Raw genomic sequence first — 13,424 nt, 5'->3', positions numbered from 1 at the left:
CAATGGCTACGTGTAAAATAATATTTGGATACAACCATGGTACAATATATCTCTCCTTTTCTAGCGCTTGGAAATTAGTTTATAGATTGTGTGCGCAATAAAAAGGAAAGCCTGAATGAAATCAAAAAGATGGATAGGCTTTTTATATAAAAATTTTATATTGATATTTCGAATGACAGAAAAGAGCAAGACAGAAAAAGGTAAACTTGCAGATAATATCAATTCTCTTTTTGGCAGGTACACGGGAAAAGAAAAACTGGAAGAAGAGATCGACAGACTTCACTCGCATATCGTTGAGCTCAGGCTGGATATCAGTACTCTGCAGAGAAGGATGGATAAGAGCGCTGAGAATGAAAAGAAGGCAGTGGCAGCCAAACAGGTTGCTGAAGAAAATCTGAATATTGCAGAGGTGAGAGTCCGTACCCTGGAACACGAACTTGAGATCCAGAAAGGGACATGTTCCTCACAGGCGGCCTACCGCCTTGTTGAAACGATTTCCCCACGTAAGGCACAGGAATACATTCATTCTCTATCTTCCTTGAGGTCACCTTCTGCTAATCTGTTGACAATTTATGTACCATCGGATCATTCCCTGTCGGATGAGCCTTACAGGGGCATGCCTGAAGGCCAGATAGACCCTGAATCCTTACAGCTTATACAAAAGATCGAATCCTCAAACGGATGTGTGCTTTTCTATGACCAGGACCACATGGTGAATGAACTGGTCATTCCCCCGTTCCCTGTGGAAGATGCAGATTGGCAGGCAGGAGACTCATTCAATGTCACGCCTTTGAACATGCTTCTGGACAGGGAGGAGGCAGCCCTTGTTATAGTTGCACATGCAGGTGAGTCCCTGGCAGGTTATTCCCGGGATTCCCGGACATTCGATTCATATGAGATTATCCGGAGCAACGTAAAATCAAAACACTCAAAGGGTGGGTTCAGCCAGAGACGCTTTGAACGCCTGAGGGATGAAGAGGTAGTGCACCATGCGGAAAAAGTGCGAATTGCTCTTGTAAAGATGCTGGAGTCCCTTGAGGAATCTCCGGATTATCTGCTGATAGGTGGTGACCAGCAAGTGGCAAAAATGATCACTGCAGGCATAGCAGAAGACATCCCTCGGCTGTTATCTTCTGCGGATGTGCATATAGAAAAGCACAACCTTGATGACATACTGAAGCAAATGCTGGTCCTTAGGCGCTACAAATTATAAGCAATAAATGTTGATATTACAAGGAAATCCCATGATCACAAACGAGGAACTTGCAGGCATCATTGATGCGCTTGGCGCTTTAAGGGAGGATGAGATATGCGCTGTGGCAGAAGAGATATCTTTCCTGAGGAAAGAGGACTTTTCTGCGGAAACGATAACTGAGATGTGCAGGAAAGCAGTGGATGAGCACCTGCTCGAGGTTATCAGTCCGGATGAAGTTAAATGCGCTGACTCAGATGTAAGCCATCCCTGCGGGAATAATTATTACATTCCAGGGCCAAACGCTTTTCCAGATATTCCCTTCGAATTAAGTGAGGCTATTGATATTCTCGTGATGTCCAAAAGGGAAGTCGATCTGGAAAGGGTTTCAAAAAGCTTTTCTGCAAACCTGCATGAGCAAGCTATGGGACTTAGCGAGGATATAAGTTCTTTCTCAGAGGGCAGCATAAGTGAAGCCGGATTCTCCGTTCTTGCAGGACGGTATGGCGATATCCTTAACCTGTACTATGATTACGATTCCTGGCTTCCCGGAGGAATGGACGGCATTGAAGATGAGCTGCAGGAACTGAGCAGGAAACTTGAACAGTTAAGAGCTGCACAAGGTATTTGACATTTGGATTTAATGAGGCTACAGATTCATATGGCAAGAGACAGACGCGACAACTATTACTGGAGAGCCAAGGATGAGGGTTTTCGTTCAAGGGCATCTTATAAGTTATTCCAGATCAATGAAAAGCATCAACTCATCAAATCCGGAGACACAGTAGTTGACCTCGGGGCTGCACCGGGAGGCTGGCTGGAAGTTGCAAAAGAGATTTCCGGAGGACGTGTTATTGGTGTTGACCTTCAAAAGATCTCTCCGATAGAAGGTGTCGAAACCATAAAAGGCGATATCACTTCCGATAGGACTGTTGAGAAGATCGTAGAAATGGTAGGCCTGAGGGGAGTAGATGTGGTGATCTGCGATGCCGCACCCAACTTGTCCGGCAACTGGAGCCTGGACCATGCGCGATCTATCGACCTGACCACCTCAGCCCTCGGATGTGCCAAGAAGATACTCAAACCCGGTGGCCATTTTGTTGTCAAGGTTTTCCAGGGTGACATGTTCAAGGATTTCCTCAATAAGATGGACAAGAATTTCACGTTCATGCGCTCCTATACTCCCGATGCTTCCCGCTCCCAGAGCGCCGAAATATACGTTATAGGCAAAAAGTTCCTGACATCTCCCGTCCGTAAAGGTGACGAGTTCGATGTCGAGATAAAGGAACTTGGTGCAAGTGGAGACGGTGCTGCGCTTATCGATAATTTTGTGGTATTTGTAAAGAATGTGAAAGTAGGTGACCATGTGCGCGTCAAGATAAATGATGTAAAACCAAATTTTGCTTTTGCCCAGGTCATCTCACAAAAGGGTGAGTGAAACAAAGCTTTACTTTTATATAACTATTTATATGCCCTTTTGCAGATTAGTTGTATAAGACAAATTTCATTGAATGTTCGGGTGAAAACGATCGATGGCGTTGGAAGAATTAATTCCGGAAGGTGTCCCCAGGCGCTCCGCCCTGGTCATTTTGTTCCTCATTCTTCTTATTGCATCTTTCTTTATTGCAGGTGACTACTCCAAAACCAGGACACTGGATGAGGTTGAATCCCGATGGGAACAGGCTCAGATATATCGTGAACAGCGTGATTTTGGGAGCTCTGTCAGTACATATAACAGCGTTTTTGGAATAGTCTCTTCATCTGATTTTCCGCGTGAATATGGAATGAACCATTATTATCTCGGCAAGACATATGAAGAGATGTCATCTTATGGGAACGCGTCCTCTAATCTTCATAACAGCATATCCTTTTACTCAAAAGCACTCAGTCTTTTCACCATAGATGATAGCCCTGCGGAATATTTTCTAATTCAGTACAGCCTTGGGGACGCATATCTTAAGTTATACGATGCCAGTGGCAGGGCAGAGGACCTGGATACTTCCATTAGAATGTATAATGATTCTCTAAGTCACTATTCACTAGCTAAAGATCCTCTGTATTTTGCCTCACTAAACAACAAGCTTGGTAACGCATACAGGAAAAAAGGTCTTTTCACCGGGGATAGCGTTTCATTATCAGAATCTGTCCGGTACTATGATGAGTCCCTGAGAGTCTTCAGGAAAGACATTTATCCCATAGAGTATGCTGGTGTGCAGAACAATCTCGGCAACGTGTATCTGGAGATGTCGCGTTTAGATGGCAGTCCGGATAACATCAACAAAGCTATAGTTTCCTACAGTAATGCCCTTGAGGTTTTCACTCTGCAGAGCAATCCAATGGAGTATGCCACCGTTCAAAACAACCTTGGTAATGCTTATTTTGAGCTATCTGCAACAGCTGACCGGTCTGATAATATCGAAAAAGCTGTAGGTGCCTATCGCGAGTCTTTAAAGGTCTTTACTGTGGATCATTTTCCAGTCGAAAATGAAGGTGTCCTTGCTAATATAGTCAAGGCGTACAAGAGCCTGTGAGAATGGATGTGGAAGTGGGAGGCAACAGCCAATGCAGTCACTAAACCCTATGAATGGATTTATTTAACTGTAAAGCATAGGCAGATGTATAATTATCATAAATTATCAGGAAGGTTGCAAAAACCTGTAATAATAGGTGTAATATATTCTTGTAGATGTCCTTGAGGTGTTGTCATGATAGATATGCATACCCATACAATTTTCAGTGACGGGGAACTGATACCAAGCGAGCTTGTCAGAAGGGCGGTTGTCCATGGCTACAGAGCAATAGGGATTACTGACCATGTTGATTTCTCCAATGTGGAGCATGTACTGAGTAATGTTAAAAAGGCCAAGTATCTGGAAGATGAGTATGATATCAGGGTACTGGTTGGTGTTGAGATAACCCATGTTCCTCCGGCTAAGATCGCGGCGCTGGCACGGATGTCAAGACAGCTTGGTGCAGAGGTAGTTGTTGTTCATGGCGAGACCATCAATGAGCCGGTCATGCCGGGAACTAATGCAGCATCAGTTGAACTGAGCGACGTGGATATTCTTGCACACCCGGGTTTCATAACTATAGAAGAAGCTGAAACTGCACGTGACAATGATGTGTGTCTTGAGATAACTGCAAGGAACGGCCATAACAGGACAAATGGTCATGTTGCACGTATAGGCATGGAAGCCGGTGCCACCCTTGTGGTCGATACCGATGCTCATAGCCCTGATAATCTCATTACCCGGGATTTTGCCAGGAAGGTGGCCATGGGTTCAGGACTTACAGAGAAACAGGCAAACGGCGTACTGGATAATTCCCTCCGCTTCCTGAAATATTAGAAAATGGAACCTGGCAAAATGCACGGCAGGATCATTGACATCACGGTCGGGGTTTCCCGTGATACTCCCGTTTATCCCGGTGACCCTGAAACAGTGATAGAGTCTGTGTCTTCGATCGAGTCTGACGGATATGCAGTTTCCAGGGTAACATTTGGAACGCATACAGGTACTCATGTGGATGCTCCCTCGCATATTCTTAAGAATGGTTTGACGGTTGACTGGCTTCCTCTTAGTTCTCTTCTTGGCAAAGCTGTCGTCTTAGATCTTTCTGGTGTAACTGTTGATATCTCGCACAATGAAATACAGGCTGCTTTCAAGAGATCAGGCGCTTATAAAGACCCATATGTTGACACCATATTGGTAAAGACTCGTAACTGCTCTGCTGATTCATGCAACCAGACATCCGGGCTGAGTGATTGCATATGCGGACTGAAGCCTGAAGTGGGACCATGGGTACTGGAACGCGGGTTCAAGCTTATAGGTGTTGATACTCTTTCGGTCGATTGCAGTACATCTCTGGATAATCACAGGCTGCTTCTGGAAAATGGTATTGTTGTCCTTGAGAATATTGATCTTTCTCTGGTGAATGAAGGTATATATCACATTATTTGCCTTCCCATGAAACTGGAAGGCTGTGATGCTGCACCCGCCCGGGTAATATTGGTGGATGGTCATTTTCCTGATAGTGCAGACTTTAAGTCGTATTAATATTGAATAAATGCGACTATTTATATATTATAATATATATTATATCTATATGCGATAGATGAGGATGAATTTATGGTGGATTATGCTTGCTGGCTTCAAAGTTAAGTGTCATAAATAACAGCATTAATATACTATAAATAATATACTCATGTTACACGATTGCTACAACGTTTGATGAGGGAAGCACACGAAAGCAAATCAAAAACATACAATGCACAGTGACACCCGTGCACAGGTCGGTATAGGTACCTTGATCATATTCATATCAATGGTACTGGTAGCTGCAGTCGCATCAGCACTTCTTATTAAGACATCCGGTGTGCTCCAGCAAAAAGCTTCTCAGACCGGTCAGGAAACTACAAGGGAAGTCTCTTCAAATATGCGTGTTGACCGTGTTGACGGGGAACGTGCAGTCTATTCCACTGCTACAGTAACTGATGGTGCCGTTTCCAATACTACTATCAATTCTTACAAAGGCGGGATGGTAGAGTGGATCTCTACTTCAGGTGCTTTCGATATATCTGTAGCCGGTGTAAATTCATCTGTTGCGGACGGGTCCTATTTTGAGCATCGTTTCACACAACCCGGCACATATCCTTTCACTATCACCGGGAGTGGTAGCAGTTCAGGCAATGTTATTGTGAGCAATACGCTGGAATATGGTCAAATCACTAAACTACATATTTCCGTGTCCCTTGGGCCGGGAAGTGAAGACGTGGATCTGTCCCAGATCATCATATATCTGTCCGATGGTGCTCATGTTTCCAATCTGAGATATGATATTTCAGAAACAAGCGCTGAGATACATAAACCCACAGCTGAGTATTTCTCCATCGAACCTGTGCGTATCCGTGACCAAAGCACTTTCAAGGCCACACAGCCGGTGTTAAGGACAGGAGATATAATGGAGATCGTTGTCGACATTCGCAAAGTGTTCGGTGAGGATGATGACGATTACGCTGGCATTAAGCCAAGGACGGAAGTATCTTTCCAGATCCGGCCGGAAGCAGGTTCCCTCGTATTCTTTGATTTCACAACACCAGGTGCATACTTCGATGTCAAGTATATCTCATTGAAGTACTGAAAGTATCTATTCAGATACATATCAATACTTTTTCTACTACATATTTTAAATATTGGGGAAAATTTGTTATTGGGCTTCAGAAATGAGATAGTGTATATTTTTCACCTGCAAATACCAGTTCAAATATATACTCACCATTCACTGGATTCTCTATAATAATTCCCATATTGTCCTGGATTGAATATGGGTCCAGTTCCCAGCTTCCTTTAGCAGTGAGACTGCCTTGTCTGAATCCGATGTGCTCTCCCTCGATGATAAAACGGTTTCTGACCCCGTTATTATACTGGATGAGCATTGTATTGTTCTCAGTATTCCATGCTGTGTTACTCAGGTTTCCGTCGATATCGGGATCAGGGTCAACACCCAAAGCAAGGTATCTGACGTTGTCCGGCAGTGACAGCCGGACCGTGCACATTGAACCTGTCGTGCTTCCCACTTCCTCCAGGTTCCTGGTATATCCCTTCTGGATTGAAAGCAGCTCAACCGACAGGTCATTGAGCTGTTCTTCAGCCTGGTATCCTCTAAAGAAAGGTGATATGTTGCTCCAGGACACAGCAACAAGCACAATGATAATTCCCATAAGCGCCAGATAAAAGGCCATCTTAAGGGGAACTGTGTCTATAGCTCTCGTATCCTGAAGAAGTCCCTGTTCTTTCATACAATCCCTCTGTCAGTCGAGCCATTCACAGAACTTGTCCAGGGCTCTTCTGCGATGTGACACTTTGTTCTTTTCCTCGTCACCAAGTTCACCAAAGGTCATGCCCTTATATTCAAAAATGGGATCATATCCGAATCCACCTGTCCCACGCTCTTCAAATGCGATCTTCCCTTCAACCGTTCCGGTAAACACCATAGGCTCTTTACCAGGTTCACAGTAGCCTATAACTGATTTGAAGACTGCGGTCCTATCCTCTTCATCTTCCATCAGCTTAAGGACCCTCTTATTACCGAGGTGTTCTTCCACGAAGGCAGAATAAGGACCGGGAAATCCGTTGAGAGCCTTTATGAAGAGCCCGGAATCATCCACTATCACAGGCATTCCAAGTTTCTCGGCCACCCATCTGGCTCCATAGGCCGCAATCGGCTCAAGCTCATCTTCCTGCAGTTCAGGATAGCCATCACTGTTCTGAATAACTTCTATTCCTTTTGTTGCGAGTATATCCCTGGCTTCCTTTAGCTTACCCTTATTACCTGTAACAAAAACGATCTTACGCATATCTTCCTCTCTTCTCTATTTCTGTAACCCTTTCAAGCACTTCGTCAGCGCCTGTAAAAACTCTCCTGTATCCCCTGCAGAAAGCTTCGATTAGTGACTCATAATAATGGTGTGTACTCTCAAAGGTCTGGAAGAGCACATGGATATCCACACCTCTGGCCTCGACAGCAGAGTTCATGAACGATAGTCCGAAATCTATCATGTAGAGTTTGTCATCGTTAAGTATCAGGTTCGATGTGGTCAGGTCACCATGAATGATACCTCCGGTATGCAGGAGCCCTACAAGTTCTCCAAGGCGCTCACTCAGTACCTCGTTGATGACATGCTTTAGCGGCATTCCCGGGATGTACTGCATCCTAATAACTGATTTCTCCACATCATGGATTATTGGAGTTGGTATCCCAAGACGCCTTGCTTCCGATATGAGGCGGCTTTCGGCCTTTGTCCTCTCTTTCCGGATGCGCTCATCCAGTTCTCGGAGGCGGTATCTCTTTTGGATTCTCTCCTTGACGACACATCCGTCTTCTATCCTCACAGTTGCTTCTGCACCATTTGTAAGCTCTATTATATCTCCATCAATATTCTCCTCGCTTACTATCATTATGATCACTCCAGCCAGGTGACATCTACATCATCCGGTCTGAAATTCGGATTGACATGCGAATTCTCTATGCTCAGGATATCTCCTGCGTTATACATCAAAAGCCCCAGGTATGCTATCATTGCTCCGTTATCTCCCATAAATCTCTTTTCAGGCACATGGAAGGATACGCCCCTGTCAGTACACATGATGTCCAGCATTTCCCGAAGCCGCATATTTGCTCCTACGCCACCTGCAAGCAGGACTTCGTTCTTACCGGTGTGTGCAAGGGCACGTTCGGTCACTTCAACTATCATGGCAAAGGCAGTTTCCTGCAGTGAGTAACATACGTCCTCAAGGGAATTGCGCTTAAGCGCTTCTGTTGCTGCAGTTGAAAGTCCTGAGAAGGAAAGGTCCATACCCTTTACCACATAGGGCAGGGGTATGTAATTCGTCGATTTTTTCGCAAGCTGCTCTATCTTGGGACCGCCCGGATGGCTTAAGCCCGCGTTCCTTGCAAACTTATCAAATGCATTCCCAAGGCCAATATCCAGTGTCTCGCCAAATACGCGGTACTTCCTCATCCGGTAGGCAAGTATCTGGGAGTTCGCACCGCTGACATACAGGGTGACAGGATCCCTTGCTGGAGTTTTCCAGCGCCCGATCTCTATGTGTGCCAGGCAGTGATTAACGCCAATAAGAGGTACCTCGAATGTGATAGCCAACATCCTTGCAGCCGTTGCCACAGTCCGCAGGCAGGCACCAAGCCCTGGTCCTTGTGAAAATGCAATAGCATTGATGTCTGAAGATGTGACACCTTTCCCATTTGCTTCCTCCAGCACCTTCCTGATAACTGTGGAAGCATATTTGGCATGATGCTGGGCCGCTTCACGTGGATGAATGCCCCCGGTTGCGGGGCTATAAGTATCAGTGACCTCTGCAATCACATCTTTTTCATTAACGATGGCCGCGCTGAGATTCCATGCCGTACCCTCTATACCAAGCACTGTTCCTTTCAAACTTAATTCTCCAGCGCTTAATGGTCAGCTTCATAATATTAATTTTGCTGTCTTCTTCTGAAGAAATAAAAGGCTGTGAGTGTCACACATAAGATTCCTATGAGTGCTTCCGGAAGTGGGTCCTTTCCAGTATTTCCTTTGCCATTCCCATCATCCTGTGTTAAAGATATTGTGTTGCCTTCCTGTTCAAGCAGAAAGGCTTCTGGATCTCCTCCCTGTTTGGCAAGTGAGAGATGTTTACCTGTAATGGCAAAAGGTGAGAAGCCGGGAGTTTTTGCCTCGAAATAGAAATAGTTGTCATCGGAGCCTGTCTGTTCCGTGGCAAGTTCTTCCCAGGACTCGCCGGAGTACCTGTTGAGCCTTACAGTATATGGGTCAATGGCATTGTCGAGAACCCAGGCCTGGCTGACGCGGAATCCTATGGCAGGATCCATTATATTGCTCTCCGTGGCGTATCCGGTCTTGCCGACCCAGATGTTGATATTCCTGTAAGTGACATCTGGAGCCGCGCTCTTTGCAAAACCGGATGTGTTCTTCAACACTTCAATAGTAGTGCTGATCTTGCCCGAATTCTTCAGTGACAGGTACTTTACATAATATATATCATTCATCTCGTTGTCGAAATCAAATGTAATGGCCGCGTCTGTCATTGTATTGACTGTAAGCACATCCTTAAAGAGGATGTTCTCTGCACTCTCTCCGCTGGAGCCTCCTCCACCGCCGCCGCCTCCTGAGCCAGTTGAAGCGGTCTGGGCTGTTGTTACACTGATATTGGACCATTCCCCGATATTCCCAACAAAGTCGGTTCCTCTGAGGCTGTAGGTGTAAGTGACGCCCTCAGACAGTCCGCTGTCGGTCAAGGTTGAGCCGGAGCTATTTGTGATAAGAACACCATTCCTTCTGATCTCTACATAGCCTGTATCAGGTGAGCTCTGCCATGTAAGGATGATTGACGTCGTAGTCCTTGAACTTGAGAGTCCGCTGATAACTGGGGAAATGGTGTCCTCAAGGGGAGCATATATGCTCAGGTGTGTGATATTTGTATTGAGAGTATGTGCGGAACTGTTTACCGTACTCCTAAAAGGCACCCAGGTATCTTCAACAGGGTCATACCATGCAATAGTAAGTTTGCCTGCATTATCCACGAGAACCGGATCATATCCAAGGCTCAAGGAAACATTCCTTCCAAAATTGTATGAATTAACAAGCTCAGAGCCATTCATCGCTTTGATATCAACAGCAGGGCCCGTTAGATAGGTTCCGCTTCCCGGGTCCTGTCCTCTGACGATAGCACCGGCCAGGCTTCCCGGATTGGCGGATGTGCCGGTTATGTTGAAGTTGATGGTTGGGCAGGGGACACTTACAATTCCGGGAATCGGAAGCGTTGCCTCATCACTAATTCCAGTGTCGAAAATCTTTCCCACGCTAAGGTATATTGTGGTGTTGGGACTGAAGTATTCCTGCTCAGAATAGTTTAAGATGGAAGTAACATTCACGGTGTTTGTGCCATTCAAGAGTGGTATGCTATTGATACTGAATGTTCCGTTCTGGGTGGAGTGAGAACCGTTTGTGAGTATATCATTTACATAAACTGAGGCATTGGTAGCTATTCCTGCAGTACCGCTTACATTAAAGCTGTTATCGGGTAGGTAGTATATCGTTCCAGATGCAGGTGAAGTGATAACCGGGGGGTTTGTGAAAACGGTAAAATTGAGAATGACTGAGCTTGTGTTTCCAGTGATATCTTCAGCAAAGACTGTGATGTTATGGTGACCTTCGGTGAGGTTAAGGATAGTGTTGAATGAAAATGTGTTTTCTTCTGTGTAATTGATTCCGTTATCTATATTGTACCAGAAATTACACATTTTCCGGTTGCTTATATTCATCTCGAAAGTTTCTTCTTGTATCACAGCATTTTCTTCAAGTCCTTGAATCACTATCACATTCTCTTCTGCACTGACATAGAATCTCCAGCTGTGGTCCAGTTGTTGACTCAGGTTCGTCACTGCACTGACTGATACATTGTGGTATCCCTCTGAATAAGGCTGAGAAGTAAGATTTCTGATTCTATATCCTTCCTCTATGTTTTCCAGGGAATAGAGGACTGGGAAATTATCTATAGTCATGCTCACAGAGTTTCCATCGATTCCTGAAGGATGTGTCAGGTTAATGTAAACCTCAGTTGTGGCGTTGGTTGTGTATGAATTATGCATAGGGAAAACATCGTTATTCTCATAGGAAACTACAAGAGAGAAGTTTTGCGGACCCTCGGGAACATTTGTACCGCTTACTATTATTGTATATATCCCGACAGCAGGATTTGCCAGTTCTACACCTTCAACGTTGTTAGTGATGTCATGAGCATCGTTCCCATAGTATGTGCCCTCTGGTCCGACTACAACGAGGTCAAGGTTGTTCACAAGTCCTTTAGTATATGCGCCCCCACCCGGGTAATCTGTCCAGACAAGTGTAACCCTTAGAGGCTCTGACGTGTGGGGAATGTTATAGCTTACACTCCAGGATTCGGTGGTGTCCAATGCCTTTACATTGTCAAAATAACTTATGGCTTGCGGATACCGGGGATATATGGAGCTTTCAAGGTCAATTCGCCCCCAGCCCTGTGAATAGTTCGGCCTGTCTTGTCCGGATGTTATGTCGTAGGCGCCGTTTATCAATGTAGCTTTGATAAGTGCAGCACTCGGGTTTGACAGGCCTTCAATATCCATGTAGTATTGCCTGACAAGCGCAGCAGTTCCGGCGACAATAGGTGTCGCCATGCTTGTCCCGCTCATGTATGTATAATACCCGCTGCCGCTGGTCAAGCTTGATTTTGTTGAATTTATATAAGTCCCAGGAGCTACCAAATCAGGCTTGATCCTGCCATCAGCCGTAGGGCCACGACTGCTGAAAAAAGCGATTTCGTTGATATTGTCTGCATAAATGCCAAGGGAAGACCTATTATTCTCCGAAGCTCCAATAGTCAATGCATTTTTTGCCGTTCCGGGAGCATTGATTGTACCACTTCCATCTGCACCACTGTTGCCAGCCGCGAAAAGGATCAGCATGTCAGGATTATCCCACATGAACTGATCTACTTGTTGCGAATATGTTGTATATGCCCCATATGAAGAAGTTCCCCAGCTGTTTGTATGGATTTTTGCATCAAGGTTGTATGCTGCCTGGAATATTTCTTCCAGGCCAGCTGAAAGGTCCAAAGAATTGCTGGCATCTCCCACCGCTTGGAATACCAGCTCTGCCTCAGGTGCCATTCCGCTATACTGACCGCCAGAGTTTGCCCCGTTCCCCAGTACGGATCCTGCAACATGAGTTCCATGACCATTCTGATCGGCAGCGCTTCCATCCCCTTTTGTATCTACAAGACTTAATACTCTACCTCTCAGATCCGTATGTATTGTGTCTTTGTTTCCTGTGTCAAGCCCTGTGTCACATACGGCTATTATCTGCTCCTCTCCTTTCAGGCCATATGTGTTAAGGATAGGGTTTACGGTTATAATGGCAGCAGCCATATCGTTGAAAACAAAGGGCTGAATATATTCTTCTATCCAGCTGACCTCATCTATTGTCGCAATATCGGGTAGTGTGGATGATAGTATTTGTACTTTCAGGATATCTCCTGAGCTTGAAAGGACCTTCCCGTCCAGTGAAATAATTTCATTAATTACTTTTTCACTGTCTACCGGGGAAAAAAGCAATACGAAATAGGTGGTCCTGTTTTCATCTGGTGAAGAAGATAGTTGAGGAATCTCATCATTTACCAATTCAGGCATATATTTGTACGAAGGCTTGTACTCGCCGATCCATTTTACGAAATCGAGTGAATATAACTGCACCTTTACAGTCTCATTCATCCTGAAGACAAATGCGTTGTTTGGAACATAATTGTAGATAGAAGCTCCTTGAGATATTATCTCCTGCTTCCATGTTCCCTGTATGGGACCGATGAACTGCACAATGTAGTATTTTTCCTCATTATCCATGGATTGGGTGGTGAAAGCCATAGGCTCATGCTCATCATTTTGTATTCCGGGCTCCTTTGTGATGTCTGTATCCACATACCCGGCTTTTAAGAGGAGGAGGCCTTCATCATTAAAATCTGCATTAGATACACTTCCTGCAGCACACAGAGAAGTTGTGAGAATTATCAGAATAAACGTAATGAGGATCTTGTTTTTAGCGCGCATAAGCCTACATCCACGAACTGTATATTAAAAATAGATATACTATTAATAGTATATTTATTTGTGCTGCTTAATATTG

At 45.0% G+C, this 13,424-nt stretch carries 12 protein-coding genes; 7 read left to right on the top strand and 5 right to left on the bottom strand.

Annotated elements, in window-relative coordinates; translation table 11 throughout:
• Positions 1–172 precede the first annotated feature (172 nt).
• From QZZ22_RS12710 to QZZ22_RS12680, 7 genes are all read left to right on the top strand, one after another.
• Complete coding sequence (locus QZZ22_RS12710; protein WP_292465481.1) at positions 173–1,213, top strand: Vms1/Ankzf1 family peptidyl-tRNA hydrolase; 1,041 nt, start codon at positions 173–175, stop codon at positions 1,211–1,213.
• A 31-nt stretch (positions 1,214–1,244) separates the two neighbouring features.
• Positions 1,245–1,823, top strand: coding sequence for a hypothetical protein (locus QZZ22_RS12705; RefSeq protein ID WP_292465479.1), 579 nt, complete (start codon positions 1,245–1,247; stop codon positions 1,821–1,823).
• 30 nt (positions 1,824–1,853) lie between these two features.
• Positions 1,854–2,630, top strand: a complete 777-nt coding sequence (locus QZZ22_RS12700) for an SAM-dependent methyltransferase (protein ID WP_292465581.1) — start codon at positions 1,854–1,856, stop codon at positions 2,628–2,630.
• Between the two features lie 94 nt (positions 2,631–2,724).
• The gene (locus tag QZZ22_RS12695; RefSeq protein ID WP_292465477.1) at positions 2,725–3,723 is read left to right on the top strand and encodes a tetratricopeptide repeat protein; all 999 of its coding nucleotides are present in this window, start codon (positions 2,725–2,727) and stop codon (positions 3,721–3,723) included.
• Between the two features lie 174 nt (positions 3,724–3,897).
• Complete coding sequence (locus QZZ22_RS12690; RefSeq protein WP_292465475.1) at positions 3,898–4,539, top strand: histidinol phosphate phosphatase domain-containing protein; 642 nt, start codon at positions 3,898–3,900, stop codon at positions 4,537–4,539.
• 3 nt (positions 4,540–4,542) lie between these two features.
• Complete coding sequence (locus tag QZZ22_RS12685) at positions 4,543–5,247, top strand: cyclase family protein (RefSeq protein WP_292465473.1); 705 nt, start codon at positions 4,543–4,545, stop codon at positions 5,245–5,247.
• Positions 5,248–5,458: 211 nt separating this feature from the next.
• Complete coding sequence (locus tag QZZ22_RS12680) at positions 5,459–6,331, top strand: archaellin/type IV pilin N-terminal domain-containing protein (RefSeq protein ID WP_292465471.1); 873 nt, start codon at positions 5,459–5,461, stop codon at positions 6,329–6,331.
• 76 nt (positions 6,332–6,407) lie between these two features.
• On the opposite strand, the gene QZZ22_RS12675 is transcribed toward QZZ22_RS12680, so the two are convergent.
• From QZZ22_RS12675 to QZZ22_RS12655, 5 genes are read right to left on the bottom strand one after another with little or no spacing between them, the layout of a single operon-like run.
• The gene (locus QZZ22_RS12675) at positions 6,408–6,989 is read right to left on the bottom strand and encodes a hypothetical protein (RefSeq protein WP_292465469.1); all 582 of its coding nucleotides are present in this window, start codon (positions 6,987–6,989) and stop codon (positions 6,408–6,410) included.
• Positions 6,990–7,001: 12 nt separating this feature from the next.
• Positions 7,002–7,547 carry an XTP/dITP diphosphatase gene (locus tag QZZ22_RS12670; protein ID WP_292465467.1) on the bottom strand — a complete coding sequence of 182 codons (546 nt, stop codon included), beginning with the start codon at positions 7,545–7,547 and terminating at the stop codon, positions 7,002–7,004.
• Complete coding sequence (locus QZZ22_RS12665) at positions 7,540–8,148, bottom strand: Kae1-associated kinase Bud32 (RefSeq protein WP_292465465.1); 609 nt, start codon at positions 8,146–8,148, stop codon at positions 7,540–7,542. The genes QZZ22_RS12670 and QZZ22_RS12665 overlap by 8 nt, the downstream gene beginning before the upstream one ends.
• A gap of 5 nt (positions 8,149–8,153) precedes the next feature.
• Entirely contained in the window at positions 8,154–9,146 is a 993-nt protein-coding gene (locus QZZ22_RS12660) for a bifunctional N(6)-L-threonylcarbamoyladenine synthase/serine/threonine protein kinase (RefSeq protein WP_292465463.1), read from the bottom strand.
• A 38-nt stretch (positions 9,147–9,184) separates the two neighbouring features.
• The gene (locus QZZ22_RS12655) at positions 9,185–13,348 is read right to left on the bottom strand and encodes a S8 family serine peptidase (protein WP_292465462.1); all 4,164 of its coding nucleotides are present in this window, start codon (positions 13,346–13,348) and stop codon (positions 9,185–9,187) included.
• Positions 13,349–13,424: the final 76 nt, after the last annotated feature.

The sequence above is a fragment of the Methanolobus sp. genome (assembly GCF_016278365.1).
GTDB lineage: Archaea > Halobacteriota > Methanosarcinia > Methanosarcinales > Methanosarcinaceae > Methanolobus.
Note: the sequence above shows the minus strand (reverse complement) of the source record. Positions and strands in the feature narration are given on the sequence as shown.